This window comes from Microbacterium sp. JZ70 (genome assembly GCF_053903225.1).
This window is the reverse complement of sequence record NZ_CP096405.1, coordinates 843258-858695: the sequence shown is the minus strand read 5'-3', so window position 1 is coordinate 858695 and position 15438 is coordinate 843258. Positions and strand designations below refer to the sequence as shown.

Genomic DNA, 15438 nt, shown 5'->3' with positions numbered 1-15438 from the left:
TCGACACGGTAGAGTGCGCCGCTCAGCCCGCGGAGCGGCGGCCGGTCCGCGCGGTCGCCTGCTCGAGGCGGTCGACGACGTGCACGAGGCCGTCGTCGCCGCCGACGTTGCCGGCGAACACGACGTAGGGCAGCCCCGGCGCGCGGCCGTCGACGGGGCGCCACACGGAGACGATGCCGGGCAGCACCGTGCCCACGACCTCGGCGCGGCTCATCCCGAGCGCCTCGGTCGCGACGTCGGACGACGTGATGCCTCCCTTCGCGACGAGGAAGGCGGGCTGGCGGCGCGCGAGCACCTCGCGCACGACGTCGACGACCGCGGCGCTCACCTCGCGGGCGATCGCGAGGCTGCCCTCGGCGTCGTCGCCGCGCCGCAGGGCGCGGCTGGTCCGGAAGACGACCGTGCCGCGCTCGAGCGCCGCGACGATCGCGTCGGCGAGGGCACGCCGGTGCGCGGCGTCCGACGGGCGCGCCGCGTCGAGCTCGACGATCGGCAGCTCGCGGTCCGCGCGCAGCCGTTCGAGCTGGCGGGTCGTCATCGCGACGTGCGAGCCGACCACCACGAGCCCGCCTGGTGCGCCGCCCTCCGGTGCCGCGAGCTCGTGGTCCGCCACGGGGCTGCTCGCGCGCTGGCCGAGCCGCGCCCGCACGAAGGACGGCCCCGACCGGTAGACGAGCCTCCGGCCATCCGCCTCCGCGCGCTGCACCGCCTCCGCCACGACGCGCAGGTCGTCGTCGTGCTCGGCGTCGATGGCCACGACCCGCCCGTCCCGCGCCTCGTCGAGGATGGCGCGCACGCGATCCGGCCCGCCCTCGCGGATGTCGGACAGGCGGATCTGCGCGACGTCGGATGCGCGCACGCGCCCGCCCGTCTGCTCCTCGACCCAGCGCGGCAGCGCCGACTCGCGGAAGCCGAAGGTCGCGTCGCGCGCGAACTCGGTCTCGCCGACGGGCGTGCGCGTGCCGTCGGAGCCGACGACGAGGTGCACGCCGTCGACCGTGATGCGCCCGGCGTCGATGTAGGCGGGGACGAGCAGCACGGCGTCGACGGGCCGCGGCTCGGAGGCCGCGAGCACGTCGGTCTCGAGCGGGAAGTGCCCGCGCAGGGTCGAGTCGCCGCGCGCCATGAACACGGGATCGATGCCGAGCTCGGCCGCGACTCCGCGAACGGCGGCGGCCACGCGGGCCACCCGCTCCGCGGCCTCGGCGGGTCCGAGGCTGCGGGTGTTGGTGAGGATGAAGAACCCCTCCCCGCCCTGACCGAAGGCCCACCGCAGATCGTCGGGGTCCGTCCGCGTCAGGACGGGGACGCCGCGGATCGTCTGCGTGCCGGTGGGGTCGTCGTCGAGGACGATGACAGGGCGGGGCATGGGGTCCTCCTCAGTGGGCCGGGGTCTGCGCGGGCGCGTCGTCGAGCAGGTCGTCGGCCTTCGCGCGGAAGAAGCGCGTGCCGAGCATCATGGCGGCCGCGAGGAACGCGAACACCCCGAGCGAGACCACGCCCCAGGCGCCGCTCTCGGTCGGCATCGCCTCGTTGAAGGCCGTGCGCATGAGCGGGGCGACGAAGCCGCCGAGGTTGCCGAGGGAGTTGATGAGGCCGATGCCGGCCGCGGCCGCGGTGCCGGTGAGGAACGCCGTCGGGAAGGACCACGTGATCGGGCCCACCGAGAGGAAGCTCGCGACCGCGACGGTGATGAAGAGGATGCCGAGGAGCGGCTGGTCCGTCGCCCCCGCCCACGCGGATCCGACGATGAACGCCCCCGTGAGGACATAGAACGTGGCGCCCCAGTTACGACGGCGCCTCACCGTGTCGGCCTTGTTGCCGAAGTAGTAGCAGGCGAACAGGCCCACGAGCCACGGGATCGCCGTGACGAGGCCGACCTGCCATCCGACGTCCTGGCCCAGGAGCCCGGCCACCTGCTGCGGCAGGTAGAAGGTGGTGCCGTAGACCGCGATCTGCAGGCAGAAGTAGATGACCGTGAAGTACCAGACCTTCCAGTTGGCCATCGCGCGCCAGATGCCGGTCGGGCCGTCCTCCTGGCGCACGGCGTCCTCACGCGCCATGACGTCGATCAGGGCGCGCTTCTCGTCGTCGGTCAGCCACTTGGCCTTCTGCGGTGTGTCGATGAGCAGGAAGATCGCCGCCACGCCGGCGATGACCGCGAGCATGCCCTCGCTGAAGAACATCACCTGCCAGCCCGCCCACGGCGTGTACTGGTCGCCGAAGCTGATCAGGCCGCCGGAGAGCGGTGCGCCGAGCATCTGCGAGAACGGCTGAGCGAGGTAGAAGATCGCGAACATGCGCACGCGCACCTTGTTCGGGAACCACTCGGCCAGGAACATGATGACGCCGGGGAAGAGCCCGGCCTCGGTGACGCCGAGCAGGAACCGCAGGATGATGAACATCGTGTCGTTCGTCGTGAACGCGAACGCCGCCGCGACGAGGCCCCACGTGATCGCGATCCGCGCGAGCCACCAGCGGGCGCCGAACCTCTTGAGCGCGAGGTTCGACGGGATCTCGAAGATCGCGTAGCCGATGAAGAAGATGCCGGCGCCGAGCGCGAACGCTCCCGCGGAGATGCCGCGGTCGGTCTGCAGCGCGGCCTCGGCGAAGCCGACGTTGGTGCGGTCGAGGAACGCGACGAAGTACAGGATGACGAGCATCGGCATGAGGTGCCGGGTCGCCTTGCGGACGGCGCTGGCGAGCGGCTCCGTCCTCAGGGTGGCGGTGTCAGCCATAGATGGACTCTCCTTCGAGCATGGCTACGGACGGGTTGAGGGGTGTCGGGTCGAGGTTGTCGGTGCGGGTCAGACCGCGAGGATCTGCCAGATCCCGATGCCGACGAGGACGATGCCGAGGGCGAGGAACGCCAGGCGGGACTTGCTCCAGCTGCCGGTGGTCATGGAGGGCTCCTCAGTGCATGTAGGTGCCGCCGTCGATGTTCAGGGTCTGGCCCGTCACATAGCCGGCGTCTTCGCTGATCAGGTAGGCGACGCCCGCGGCGATGTCGCGAGGGGAGCCGATGCGGGGCAGCACGCCGTCGGCGGCCATGGCCGTCTTCCGCTCCTCGGTGAGGGTGCCGCCCATGATGTCGGTGTCGATGGGGCCAGGGGCGATCGCGTTCACGGTCACGCCGAGACGCCCGAGCTCGCGCGCGACCGATCGGGTGAAGCCGATGACCCCGGCCTTGGCCGCGGAGTACGCGGTCTTCGAGAACGTGCCGCCGCCGCGCTGTGCCGAGATCGACGACATGCTCACGATGCGGCCGAGCCCGTTCGCGGTCATCGTCTCCGCGGCCCGCCGTGTGGCGTAGTGCACGCCGTTGAGGTTGATCGCGATGACGCGGTTCCACTCCTCGGGCGTGACCTCGAGGTACGGATCCGGCGACGAGACGCCCGCGAGGTTCACGAGCGCGACGAGCGTCGGCAGCCGCGGCTCGAGCGCATCGAAGGCGGCGCGCACCTGCGCCTCGTCGGCGACGTCGGCCCCGGCTCCCGCGGCCGTGACGCCGTGCTGCTCGGCGATCTCGTCGGCGACGCCCTGCGCGGCCGCCTCGTCGAGGTCGATGATGCCGATGCTCCAGCCCCGCTCGGCGAGGTAGTGCGCCGTGGCGCGGCCGATGCCGCGCGGCGACGCCGCGCCGGTCAGGATCACGGTGCGCTCTGCCGGGAACGCGCTCATCGGACGACCTCCGAGGCCTGCGCCGCGGGTTCGATCGGGGCGGGGCCCAGCTCGTCGAGCAGCTTCTGCATCGCGACGTACGCCCTGTTGCGGTAGGCCACCAGCTCAGGCGTGCGCTCGGCGGGGACGTCGAGGAATCCCCCGCCCGACTTCGTGCCGAGCTTGCCGGCGTCGACGAGCTCCTGCAGGGCGGCCGGGGTGGCGAAGCGCTCGGGCCACCGGGTCTGCAGCGACTCGTAGCAGAAGGCGTAGACGTCGAGCCCGGCCATGTCGGCGATTGCGAACGGGCCGAAGAACGGAAGGCGGAAGCCGAACGTCGTGCGCACGATCGTGTCGACGTCGGAGGCCGACGCGACGCCCTCCTCGACGAGCTGCGACGCCTCGGCGAACAGCGCGTACTGGAGGCGGTTGAGCACGAAGCCCGTCGAGTCCTTCACGCGCGCGGTCTGCTTGCCCGTGGCCCGCACGACCTCCTCGACGAACGGCAGGATGGCCTCGTCGGTGCCCTCGTGGGGGATGATCTCGACACCCGGGATGAACGGAGCGGGGTTCGAGAAGTGCACCCCGAGGAAGCGCTCGGGATGCTCCACGGCGGTCGCGAGCGACGCGATCAGGATCGTCGACGTGTTGGATCCGATGACGGCGTCGGGCCGGGCCGCGGCGGAGATGCGGGACAGGGTGGCGTGCTTGATCTCGATCTTCTCGGGCACGGCCTCCTCGATGAGGTCGGCGCCCGCCACGGCCTCCTCGATGGATGCGGCGGCCGTGAGGCGCGCCTGGATCCGCTCGACGGCGTCCGCCGGGAACAGTCCGTCTGCGACGAACTGCCCGGCCTCGGTGAGGAGGCGCTCGAGGTTGGCGGCGGCGATCTCCGCCGAGACGTCGGCGATGCGGACGTCGTAGCCGGCGAGCGCGAGCACCTGGGCGATGCCGCCGCCCATGTAGCCCGATCCGACGATGGCGATGGTGGTCACTGCTGACGCTCCTTGATGTTGCGGGGGATGAGGGTGCGGAGGTACCGCGCGTTCGTGGCGCAGACGCCGAGCGAGTCGCCGCCGTACTGCTCCATGAGGAAGATGCCGCGGAAGCCGATCTCGTTGATGGCCTCGCGCACGACCTGGCGGTAGTTGATGAGGCCGAGCTCCATGCTCGTCGGGACCGACGTGGCCCACGATCCGTCGCCCGCCTCGTCGCGCGTGTAGTTCTTGACGTGCCAGTAGTTCGTGTACGGAAGCGTCTTGGCGAACATCTCGCGCCAGTCCTCGATGGGGCGATGCAGGCGGATGAGGTTCGCGATGTCGGGATTGATGCCGACGTTGTCGAGGCCGATGTCCTCGATGAGCCGGACGGCGCTGTCGGCTGTGCCGACGTAGGTGTCCTCGTACATCTCGAGCGACATCTGCAGGCCGACCTCGGCCGCGTGCCGGCCCAGCTCCCGCAGACGCGACACGGCCGCCTTCCAGACCTCCGGGTCATCCGGGTCCTTCGGGCCCTGCGCGGTCCAGAACCACAGCGCATCCCGCTGGGTCTCGCTGAAGGGCTGGTGGAGGCCGGTCGAGAAGACGTCCATGCCCCACTCGGCCGCGGCGTCGATCGTGCGGTGGGCGTACGCGAGGTTCTCGTCCTCGCGCCCCGGCCAGATCACGCTCCGGCGCTGCAGGTGCACGCTGGGGATGCGCACGCCGTGCGATCGGGCGATCGCGAGGAGCTCGTCGCGGCGGCTCGCCTCGAGATCGGCGGGGCGCACGTGACTGTCGGCGAGCTCGGCGAGGTCGAAGCCGACCTCCTCGATCTGCTCGAACATGTCGTCCCACACCTCGGGGGCCGCGTCGTGCAGGGCCGTGCCGTCGCGCCCCACCGTGGGGAATCCGTGCAGGCAGGTCGCGATCGGCCATCCCTCGCGGGTGTACTCGTATGCAGTCGCCATGTGGTGTGCTCCGTTGCGTTCTCGCGCCATCGGCGGCGCATCATCGATCCTATAGGATCTTTGCTAGGACGCGTCAAGGGCGGATCCGGGGATCCGAGGGATCAGCGGAGACCCCGCCGTCAGACGCGGCGGCTGCGCGACCGTGCGCGCGGGATCAGCGGTCGGTGTCGCGCAGGGAGCGCGCCCGCACCTTCTCGAGGTGCGCGCGCATGCAGGCGACGGCCGCCTCGGCGTCGCCGCGCTCGACCGCGTCGAGGATCGTCTCGTGCTCGGCGACCGCCTCGCGGACGTCGTCGGGCCCGCCCATGACGGCCTGGCGCATCCGATGCGTCAGGGCGCCGAGCCCGTCGTGCATCTCCAGCAGGTAGTGATTCCCGTTCGCGAGGAACAGCTGCCGATGGAACTCGCCGTCCGCGGCGAAATAGGCCTTCGTCACCTCGAGCGGCACGCCCGCGTCGTCGTGGGCGGCGATGACCGCCTCGGCCGCGTCGACGTGCCCCGCGTGCGCTGCGCGGAGTGCGGTCACCGCGGCGGCGCCTCCCCTGACGGCGCCCCCGGCAGCGGCCGTCTCGATGACCAGGCGCGCGTCGAACAGCTGCTCGAGCTCCTCGGGCGCGAGCGGAGGAGCCACGCGGTAGCCGCGCAGCGCCTCGCGGGTCACGAGGCCGGTGCGCTCCAGCTGGACCATCGCCTCCCGCACGGGCGTCGGCGACACGTCGAGAAGGCGGGCCATCGAGTCGATCGACAGGCGCGCACCCGGCTCGACCTCGCCGGTCAGCAGCATCTCGAGGATGAGATCGTAGACACGGTCTCGCAGACCGCGCCGCTCGATCTCGACGACGCGTCCCAGCGGCAGACTGCTCACGCGTGCTCCTCCTCGGCGCTCACTCCGTTCCCGGCCGCCGGACCCCGTCGCTCTGGGCGAGGGATCCCGCTTCGTCGAGAATACGGCCGAACGCCTCGGGATCATGTGCGAAGCGACCGAGGAAGAGCCCGTCGACGGCCGCGCCGATGCGCGAGAGCAGCCCCGGCCCGGCGCTGCCGCCGTAGAGGACGGCCGAATCGGCGGCCATCCCCATCACCCGCAGCGCCGCGCGCAGCTCCGCGCACACGACGCGGATGTGCCCGTCGGGCGCCGGCTCCGGCGCTCCGATCGCCCAGACCGGCTCGTATGCCACGAGCACCCGCCCGTCGCGTCCTGCGGCGAGCGCGGGGGCGAGCGACGCCCGGAGCTGCCGCACGGCCGCACGCGCCGCATCCTGCGGCGACCCCTCGCTCTCCTCCCCGACGCACACGAGCGGCGTCAACCCCGCGGCGAGGATGGCGTCCGTCTTCCGCGCGACGGTCTCGTCGGTCTCGCCGAAGTGGCGACGCCGCTCGGCATGGCCGACCTCGACGAGGCTCACCTCGAACTCGGCGAGCTGCCGCGGCGACACCTCCCCCGTGAACGCGCCGTCGTCCCAGTGCGCGTCCTGCGCGCCGACGCGCAGCGGCCCGTCGGCGGCGACCGCCGCGACCTCCGCGATCGACAGGAAGCCCGGGATCGCGAACGGCTCGATCGCCCCGGAGCGCACCGCGGGATGCGCTCGGCTCAGCTCATCCACGGCGCGGGCCCAGGTCATCGTGCGCTCGCGCCCGAAGTAGGCCTTGAGGCTCGCGCCGACGACGAAGCGCGCCACGGTTCAGTCGCCCTCGTACGCGCAGATGTCGTTGACCTTGTCGTTCGACGCGCTGGACGGGTCGAACGTGTACGTCAGCCACTCCGCGGCGAGACGGCGCGCCAGCTCGATGCCCACCACGCGCTGGCCCATGCAGAGCACCTGCGCGTTGTTCGACAGGATCGAGCGCTCGACCGAGAACGAGTCGTGCGCGGTCACGGCGCGGATGCCCTTGACCTTATTGGCGGCGATCGCGACACCGAGCCCCGTGCCGCAGATCAGGATGGCCCGGTCGGCTTCGCCGCGCGCGATGCGCTCGGCCGCCTCGATCGCGATCCGGGGGTAGGACGTGTGCCCGTCGGCGTCGACGCCGACGTCGGCGACGCTCTCGACGAGGTCGCTCGCCTCGAGGTCTCCCTTGAGGATCTCCTTGTACTGGTAGCCGGCGTCGTCGCAGCCGACGATGAGGCGCAGGGCCATGGTCACTCCTTCGGTCTCGTGGGGATCACGTCGTCGCGGGTGCGTCGACGAAGGCGCGGTGGACGGTGCGGCAGACGAGCGCGAACGACACCGCGCCCGGGTCGGGCGTGCCGATCGACTTCTCGCCGTGCGAGCGAGCGCGGCCCAGCGTCGCGACGAGGTCGGCGGTCGACCGGGCAGCCGCCTCGGCGGCATCGGTCGCGGCAGCCCATGCGTCGCCGAGGCGGCGGCCGGCGGCGACCTCGGCGCTCAGCGTCTCGGCGAAGGGCACGATGGCGTCGACCATCGTCTTGTCGCCCACCTCGGCCTTGCCGAATGCCCGCACGGCGTCACTCGCCGCGCGCACGCCGTCGGCGACCCGCTGCGCGGTGACGGCCTCGTCGTCGGTCAGGGCCGTGCCGACGGTCTTCAGGATCTCGGCCCAGATCGCCCCCGAGGTCCCGCCCGCCTTGTCGCTCCAGGCCTCGGCGGCATGCGCGAGCACCGTCTGGGCGCCGGCGCCGGCCTCGCTCGCGCGGCGACCGGCGTCGCGAGCAGCATGCGAGCCGCGCTGCATGCCGATGCCGTGGTCGCCGTCGCCGGCCACCCGATCGATGCGGCCGAGCTCGTCGGCGGCGTCGTCCAGGGCCTGCGCGACGTCGGCGAGGGCGCTCGCGATCATGTCGCCCAGGGCCCGCGAGGCCTCGGACGCGGGGCCGATCGGCAGCTGCGCATCCTCCTCGTCGACGTGGACCTCGACGCGACGCTGCGGGGCGACCGCTCCCTTCCGGTACCCGTGGCTGTCGGCGGGCGCGGCCCACAGGCGCTCGAGCTCGTCGTCCAGCCACAGCAGGGTGAGCGAGCAGCCCGCCATGTCGAAGCTCGTGCAGAGCTCGCCGACCTCGGGTTCGACCACGGTCGCGCCCGCGTCGTCGAGCAGGCGGTGCACGGTGCGGTAGACGACGAAGAGCTCCTCGCTCTTCACGCTTCCGAGGCCGTTCAGGAGCGGCACCACGCGCGACCCGGCGACGGTCACGCCGTCGGGCAGCTCCTCGAGCAGCTTCGCGACGAACATCTCGGCCAGGCCCTCGGCCGTCGGGATGTCCACCTCGTCGATCCCGGGCTCGCCGTGGATGCCGAGGCCCACGGCCATCCGCCCCTTCGGCACCTCGAAGAGCGGGGCGTCGGCCCCCGGCATCGTGCACCCGCCGAACGCGACGCCGAACGAGCGCGTGCGGGCGTTGGCGTGCCGGGCGAGGCGCTCGACGTCGTCGAGGTCCATGCCGGCCTCGGCCGCGGCGCCCGCGATCTTGAACACGACGAGGTCGCCGGCGATGCCGCGGCGCTTCTCCTGCTGATCGGCCGGGGCGCTCCAGACGTCGTCGGTCACGAGCACCGTGCGCACGTCGTGCCCCTCGGCGTTCAGGCGGTCCTGCGCCTGCGTGAAGTGCAGCACGTCGCCGGCGTAGTTGCCGTACGACAGCAGGACGCCGCGGCCCTGATCGGCGGCCTTGGCCACCGAGTACACCTGCTGCGCCGAGGGCGAGGCGAACAGGTTGCCCATGGCCGCTCCGTGCGCCAGGCCGGGCCCGACCAGGCCGCCGAAGGCCGGATAGTGGCCGCTGCCGCCGCCGACGACGAGCGCGACGGTCGGCTCATCGGCCGCCGTGGCGCGGACCACGCCGCCCGGCACGCGCTGCACCCAGCGCGCGGCCGCATCGGCGAAGCCCTCGGTCATCTCGTCGGCGAACGCCGCAGGGTCGTTGAACAGTCGCGTCATCGCGCCGCCTCCTCGTGGACGTCGTCATCCGTGGTCGAGCACGATCCTATAGGATATTTTCAACATCATCCAGCGTCGATCTCGACCTCCGCACATGGGCTCGCCGGCAGGGGCGCCCTTCGCCCCGCAGAATGTCTGCGGAGGGGCTCAGGGTCCCGCGGTCTCGGGAATCGCGTCAGGATCCCGCACCTGCGACAACCTCCCCCATGACCGCCCGTGAACCGCGCGGTCGGAACGAGGTCGTCGCCGCCCAGGTCGCAGCGCCCGCACCCGCGGTGGCGGTGACACCGCCCCTGCTCGAGACCGCGCCGCTCGCGGCATCCCTCGACGAGGTCGTGGACGAGTCGCTCGCCGCACTGGAGACCGCGGGCACGGCCGGAGAGCGCGGCGGCTGGCATGTCACTTGGCACTACGACCCCGAGATCGCGGATGAGCGCGTCATCGCCCCCTTCTGGGCGCGCTGGGTCTGGGACGACGACGGCACCGGCCACCTCGAGACGGTCCCCGGCGACGCCTACTCGATCGAGGACGGCGAGGTCGTCGAGAAGGAGTTCCCGCTTCCGCCTGCGGCGGAGGGCATGACCGCCGAGGAGTGGGACGAGGCGAGCTACGAGGGATGGTTCTACCAATCTCCCCCATCGGACGCCGACGCTCTCGCGGCGTACCTCAGGGAGCGTGCGTATCTGCCCGAGGAGGCTGACGGCCTACAGGTGTGGGGTGCGGTCGACGCGCTCCTCGACGAATGGATGCTGTCCGGAGAGCAGTCCGCCGCGGCTCTCGAGCTCCTGACGTGGACGGGCGATGTCGAGCTGCTCGGCTCGGTGACCGATCGCCTCGGGCGCGAGGGCGTCGCGCTCTCCGTCACCGCCGAGCAGCGGCCGGCGTTCGACGTGACCGTCGTCCTCGACGAGGACACGCGCCAGTTCATCGCGGCCGACGTCGTGTACCGGGGCGGCAGCGACACGCTCGATCTGCCCGCCGACACCGTGATCGAGTACACGGCGTGGGGCGCGTCCCCCGAGGACTGACGGAGCCGCACGCCCCGACACCTCGTGTCAACCCCCTTGTGCTGACATGGCTACGTCCATGCACTACCGTGTGCGCATGCGCGCCATCCGTCGCTTCACCGTCCGACCCGTCCTCCCCGCCCCGATCGCGGCGCTCGGCAGCCTCGCCGGGAACCTCAGATGGTCCTGGCATCCCGCCACGCAGGATGTCTTCGCCGAGGTCGCGCCGGACGCGTGGGCCGCGACGCACGATCCCGTGCACGTGCTCGGATCGGTCTCGCGCGAGCGGCTCGACGAGCTCGCCGGTGACGACGGCTTCCTCGCGCGCCTCGGGCAGGCGGAGGCGAGCCTCGAGCGCTACCTCGCCGAGGACCGCTGGTACCAGCGCCAGGTCGCGGATGGCCCGCGCGCGATCGCGTACTTCTCCCCCGAGTTCGGGATCACGGCGGTGCTGCCGCAGTACTCCGGGGGCCTCGGCATCCTCGCGGGCGATCACCTCAAGGCGGCGAGCGACCTCGGCGTCCCGATCGTCGGCGTGGGCCTGCTCTACCGACACGGCTACTTCTCGCAGGCGCTGTCGCGCGAGGGCTGGCAGCAGGAGAGCTACCCGCTGCTCGACCCCGACGAGCTGCCGATCACGGCTCTGCGCGAGCCGGACGGCACGCCCGCGACGATCTCGATCGCCCAGCCCGGCGACCGCGATCTCGTCGCGCGCATCTGGGTCGCGAAGGTCGGGCGCGTGCCGCTGCTCATGCTCGACACGGCGGTCGAGGGCGCCCCGGACCACCACGTCGCCGTCACCGACCGCCTGTACGGCGGCAACAGCGAGCACCGGCTCCGCCAGGAGCTGCTCCTCGGCGTCGGCGGCGTGCGTGCGCTGCGGGCCTACAGCCGCCTGACCGGCGCGCCCGTGCCCGAGGTGTACCACACCAACGAGGGGCACGCCGGGTTCCAGGGGCTCGAGCGCATCCGCGAGCTCACGGTCGACGCAGCGGGCCCGCGCCTCGACATCGACGCGGCGCTCGAGGTGTGCCGCGCCTCGACCGTGTTCACGACGCACACGCCCGTGCCCGCGGGCATCGATCGCTTCCCCCGCACGCTCATCGAGCAGTACTTCGCATCCGACGGCGCGACGCCGGGCGTGCCGCTCGACCGGGTCCTCGCTCTCGGCGCCGAGAGCTACCCGGGCGGCGACCCCGGCGTGTTCAACATGGCCGTGATGGGCTTCCGCCTCGCGCAGCGCGCGAACGGGGTCTCGCAGCTGCACGGACACGTGAGCCGCGAGATGTTCCACGGCCTGTGGCCCGCGTTCGACGAGGCGGAGGTGCCGATCACCTCCATCACGAACGGCGTGCACGCCCCGACGTGGGTGGCTCGCGAGTTCCAGCAGCTCGTGGCCGAGCTCGGCGCCGACCCCGACGGCGACCCCGCGGAGTTCGCGCAGGCGATCGACACCGCGCCGTCGCGCCGCATGTGGGAGCTCAAGCGCGCGATGCGCGAGCGGCTCGTCCTCGATGCGCGCGATCGGCTGCGCGCCTCGTGGCACAAGCGCGGCGCAGCGGAGGCCGAGCTCGGCTGGATCGACGACGCGCTCGATCCGGATGTCCTCACGATCGGCTTCGCGCGGCGCGTGCCGTCGTACAAGCGCCTCACCCTCATGCTCCGCGACCCCGCGCGACTCAAGCGCCTCCTGCTCGACCCCGAGCGGCCCATCCAGCTCGTCGTCGCGGGCAAGGCGCACCCCGCCGACGACGGCGGCAAGAAGCTCATCCAGGATCTCGTGCGCTTCGCCGACGACCCCGAGGTCCGCCACCGCATCGTGTTCCTGCCCAACTACGACATCGCGATGGCCCTGCCGCTCTACCCGGGCTGCGACGTCTGGCTCAACAACCCGCTGCGCCCCTACGAGGCCTGCGGCACGAGCGGCATGAAGGCCGCGCTGAACGGCGGGCTCAATCTCTCGATCCTCGACGGATGGTGGGACGAGTGGTTCGACGGGGACAACGGCTGGGCCATCCCCTCGGCCGACGGCCTCGACGACCCCGACAAGCGCGACGACCTCGAGGCCGCCGCGCTCTACGACCTCGTCGAGCGCGAGATCGCGCCGCGCTTCTACGACCGCGACGGCGACGGCCTGCCCATCCGCTGGCTCGAGATGGTGCGGCACACGCTCGTGTCGCTCGCCCCGAAGGTGCTCGCGACCCGCATGGTGCGCGACTACGTCACCGAGCTCTATGCGCCGGCCGCGACGTCGGGACGGGCGCTCGACGACGGCTTCGCCGCGGCGATCGACCTCGCGGCCTGGAAGGCGCGCGTCGCGGCCGGATGGCACGCGGTGCGCGTCGAGCACGTCGAGTCGAGTGGCCCTGGCGACGCCGCCGAGGTCGGCGCCGAGCTGTCGGTGCGCGCGTTCGTCGCGCTGGGCGACCTGCGGCCGGCGGATGTCGCGGTGCAGCTCGTCTCGGGGCGCGCGGTCGGCGAGGACGAGATCGCGGACCCGACGTACACGGCGCTCTCGCCGGTGGAGAGCTACGAGGGCGGACGGGTCTGCTTCGCGGGCGGGACCACCCTCGACCGCTCGGGCGCGTTCGGGTACACCGTGCGCGTCGTGCCCCAGGAGGAGCACCTCGCCTCGGTCGCCGAGCTGGGCCTGGTCGCCACCGCGTAGGGTCGAGCGGCCCGGCCCGCGTCAGAGCGGAGCCTGCAGCGACTGCATCACGACCACGGTGCGCGGCGCCATGACGAGCGGCGCCTCCACCGTGACGCGCGTGCCCGGGGGCACCGCCTCATCGGTCGAGAGCACGACGTCGCCCATGCTGATCCACTCGTTCTCGGGGAACGTGATCGTCACCTCGGTCTCGCCCGCGTTGAACCAGAACAGGAACGAGTGGTCGACGAGTTGCTCGCCGTGCGGGCCCGGCTCGCGCAGCGGACCGCCGGACAGGAACATCCCGATGGTCCTGAGCCCGCCATCCGCCCAGTCGGCCGTGCGCATGCGGCGCCCCTCGGGGTGCAGCCAGACGAGGTCGGCCGGGCCTCCCTTGATCGTCGGCGACCCCTCGAACCAGTGCCGCTGCCGCAGCGCCAGGTGCTCGCGCCGGAGCCTGAGCGCCGCCTTGGTGAGCTCGTACACGTCGAGCCACGCGTCGTCGGGGCGCCAGTCCATCCACGAGATCTCGTTGTCCTGGCAGTAGGCGTTGTTGTTGCCGCGCTGCGTGCGGCCGCGCTCGTCGCCGGCTGTGATCATCGGCACGCCGTTCGACAGGCACAGCGTCATCATGAGGTTCGCGGCCTGGCGACGGCGCAGTGCGACGATCTCGGCGTCGTCGGTCTCGCCCTCGACGCCGTGGTTCCAGGACCGGTTGTTGTCGGTGCCGTCGCGATTGTCCTCGCCGTTCGCCTCGTTGTGCTTGTGGTCGTAGCTGACGAGGTCGCGCACGGTGAAGCCGTCGTGCGCCGTGATGAAGTTCACCGAGTTGTACGCGGAGCGCCCGTCGTCGGCGTAGAGGTCGCTCGAGCCTGCGAGCCGCGTCGCGACGTCCTTGATCTGCGCGTGCCCGCGCCAGAAGTCGCGGATGGTGTCGCGGTACTTGTCGTTCCACTCGACCCACGGCTGCGGCAGGCGGCCGACGAGGTAGCCGTCCATCGACGCGTCCCACGGCTCGGCGATGAGCTTGACGTGACGCAGCACCGGGTCCTGGTCGACCGCGATGAGGAACGCGCACGCGAAGTCGATGTCGTAGCCCGTGCGCGTGAGCGCCGAGGTGAGGTCGAACCGGAACCCGTCGACGTGCATCTCGGTGACCCAGTAGCGCAGCGAGTCGAGGATGAGGCGCAGCGCGTAGGGGTCGCCCGTGTTGACGGTGTTGCCGCAGCCCGTGACATCCCAGTAGGTGTCGTCGAACCCGCCGTTCTCCGGGATCAGCCGCTTGTAGAAGCCGCGGTCGTCGAGCCCGCGGAACGAGAGGGTCGGCCCGTGGGGGCCGGCCTCCGCCGTGTGGTTGTAGACGACGTCGAGGATGACCTCGATCCCCGCTCCGTGCAGCGCCTTCACCATCCGCTTGAACTCGTCGACCTGCTCGCCGCGATCACCCGACGACGAGTACGCCGCATCGGGCGCGAAGTAGGACAGGGTGTTGTAGCCCCAGTAGTTGACGAGCCCGCGCTCGAGGAGGCCCGGCTCCGAGAAGAACTGCTGCACGGGCAGCAGCTCGACGGCCGTGACGCCGAGGTCGCGAAGGTACTCGACGACCGCCGGCTCGGCGAGGCCCGCATAGGTGCCGCGCAGGTGCTCGGGGACGCGGTCGTGCAGCTTCGTGAACCCCTTCACGTGCAGCTCGTAGATGACCGTGTCGCGCCAGCGCGTCTTCATCGGCTCGTCGTCGCCCCAGTCGAACGACGGGTCCACGACGACGCTCCGCGCCGTGTACGCGGCCGAGTCGGTGTCGTCGCGCACGGCCGGGTCGTCCTCGCGGACGCCGAAGATCGGCTGCTCGGCGATGATCGTGCCGCTCGTGGCGAGGCCGTACGGATCGAGGAGGAGCTTCTGCGGGTTGTGGCGGAGACCCTGCGCCGGATCCCACGGGCCGTCGACGCGGTAGCCGTAGCGCTGCCCGGGGCGGATGCCGGGAAGGGCGCCATGCCAGATGCTCTGGGAGTGCTCGGTGAGCTCGTGCCGCGTCTCGGAGTTGTTCTCATCGAACAGGCACAGCCACACGCGCGTCGCGTTGGGCGCGTAGACCGCGAAGTTCGTCGACTCCTCGCTCCAGGTCGCTCCGAGCGGCCAGTTGCGTCCTGGCCAGATGGCGGCTGTCTCACCCATGCGGGTCCAGATCTCCGGGCTCACAGGGCGATTGTCCCAGGCTCAGATGACAGAACCCGCCGTTCCGGTAACCGGATGGCCACAGTACGGACACAATGCGCGCC

The 15438-nt window shown here is 71.8% G+C and carries 12 protein-coding genes; 2 read left to right on the top strand and 10 right to left on the bottom strand.

What is annotated here, in order from left to right:
• Window positions 1-22: 22 nt before the first annotated feature.
• The 9 genes from M1D46_RS03850 to M1D46_RS03810 all read right to left on the bottom strand — a co-directional run bounded on the left by M1D46_RS03850 (window position 23) and on the right by M1D46_RS03810 (window position 9505).
• A complete protein-coding gene (locus M1D46_RS03850; RefSeq protein ID WP_456286667.1) occupies window positions 23-1369 on the bottom strand; it encodes a four-carbon acid sugar kinase family protein in 1347 nt (448 codons plus the stop codon).
• Between the two features lie 10 nt (window positions 1370-1379).
• Window positions 1380-2738: an MFS transporter gene (locus tag M1D46_RS03845; RefSeq protein ID WP_456286666.1), complete on the bottom strand. Its 1359-nt coding sequence runs from the start codon at window positions 2736-2738 to the stop codon at window positions 1380-1382.
• A 175-nt stretch (window positions 2739-2913) separates the two neighbouring features.
• Window positions 2914-3681 (bottom strand): SDR family NAD(P)-dependent oxidoreductase, encoded by a 768-nt coding sequence (locus tag M1D46_RS03840; RefSeq protein ID WP_271173408.1) that lies wholly within the window; start codon window positions 3679-3681, stop codon window positions 2914-2916.
• Window positions 3678-4622: a 3-hydroxyacyl-CoA dehydrogenase family protein gene (locus M1D46_RS03835; protein WP_456285254.1), complete on the bottom strand. Its 945-nt coding sequence runs from the start codon at window positions 4620-4622 to the stop codon at window positions 3678-3680. The genes M1D46_RS03840 and M1D46_RS03835 overlap by 4 nt, the downstream gene beginning before the upstream one ends.
• Before the next feature lie 29 nt (window positions 4623-4651).
• The gene (locus M1D46_RS03830) at window positions 4652-5608 is read right to left on the bottom strand and encodes a sugar phosphate isomerase/epimerase family protein (protein ID WP_456286665.1); all 957 of its coding nucleotides are present in this window, start codon (window positions 5606-5608) and stop codon (window positions 4652-4654) included.
• Window positions 5609-5762: 154 nt separating this feature from the next.
• Window positions 5763-6473, bottom strand: a complete 711-nt coding sequence (locus M1D46_RS03825; protein WP_271173405.1) for a GntR family transcriptional regulator — start codon at window positions 6471-6473, stop codon at window positions 5763-5765.
• Between the two features lie 19 nt (window positions 6474-6492).
• Window positions 6493-7287, bottom strand: coding sequence for a triose-phosphate isomerase family protein (locus tag M1D46_RS03820; RefSeq protein WP_456286664.1), 795 nt, complete (start codon window positions 7285-7287; stop codon window positions 6493-6495).
• A 3-nt stretch (window positions 7288-7290) separates the two neighbouring features.
• Window positions 7291-7746 (bottom strand): ribose-5-phosphate isomerase, encoded by a 456-nt coding sequence (locus M1D46_RS03815; RefSeq protein WP_374727757.1) that lies wholly within the window; start codon window positions 7744-7746, stop codon window positions 7291-7293.
• A gap of 25 nt (window positions 7747-7771) precedes the next feature.
• Complete coding sequence (locus tag M1D46_RS03810) at window positions 7772-9505, bottom strand: dihydroxyacetone kinase family protein (RefSeq protein WP_456286663.1); 1734 nt, start codon at window positions 9503-9505, stop codon at window positions 7772-7774.
• A gap of 206 nt (window positions 9506-9711) precedes the next feature.
• On the opposite strand from M1D46_RS03810, the gene M1D46_RS03805 reads away from it, so the two are divergent.
• Window positions 9712-10533 (top strand): hypothetical protein, encoded by an 822-nt coding sequence (locus M1D46_RS03805; RefSeq protein ID WP_456286662.1) that lies wholly within the window; start codon window positions 9712-9714, stop codon window positions 10531-10533.
• Window positions 10534-10609: 76 nt separating this feature from the next.
• Window positions 10610-13180 carry an alpha-glucan family phosphorylase gene (gene glgP / locus M1D46_RS03800; protein WP_456286661.1) on the top strand — a complete coding sequence of 857 codons (2571 nt, stop codon included), beginning with the start codon at window positions 10610-10612 and terminating at the stop codon, window positions 13178-13180.
• Window positions 13181-13201: 21 nt separating this feature from the next.
• Here glgP and glgX read toward each other — a convergent pair whose 3' ends face one another.
• Window positions 13202-15358, bottom strand: a complete 2157-nt coding sequence (glgX, locus tag M1D46_RS03795) for a glycogen debranching protein GlgX (protein ID WP_456284420.1) — start codon at window positions 15356-15358, stop codon at window positions 13202-13204.
• Window positions 15359-15438 lie beyond the last annotated feature (80 nt).

Coding starts and splice junctions, on each gene's coding strand:
- M1D46_RS03815 (WP_374727757.1), bottom strand. CDS start 7,746: ATGGCCCTGCGCCTCATCGTCGGCTGCGACGACGCCGGCTACCAGTAC.
- M1D46_RS03835 (WP_456285254.1), bottom strand. CDS start 4,622: ATGGGCGGCGGCATCGCCCAGGTGCTCGCGCTCGCCGGCTACGACGTC.
- M1D46_RS03805 (WP_456286662.1), top strand. CDS start 9,712: ATGACCGCCCGTGAACCGCGCGGTCGGAACGAGGTCGTCGCCGCCCAG.
- M1D46_RS03830 (WP_456286665.1), bottom strand. CDS start 5,608: ATGGCGACTGCATACGAGTACACCCGCGAGGGATGGCCGATCGCGACC.
- glgP (WP_456286661.1), top strand. CDS start 10,610: ATGCGCGCCATCCGTCGCTTCACCGTCCGACCCGTCCTCCCCGCCCCG.
- M1D46_RS03850 (WP_456286667.1), bottom strand. CDS start 1,369: ATGCCCCGCCCTGTCATCGTCCTCGACGACGACCCCACCGGCACGCAG.
- M1D46_RS03845 (WP_456286666.1), bottom strand. CDS start 2,738: ATGGCTGACACCGCCACCCTGAGGACGGAGCCGCTCGCCAGCGCCGTC.
- M1D46_RS03840 (WP_271173408.1), bottom strand. CDS start 3,681: ATGAGCGCGTTCCCGGCAGAGCGCACCGTGATCCTGACCGGCGCGGCG.
- M1D46_RS03810 (WP_456286663.1), bottom strand. CDS start 9,505: ATGACGCGACTGTTCAACGACCCTGCGGCGTTCGCCGACGAGATGACC.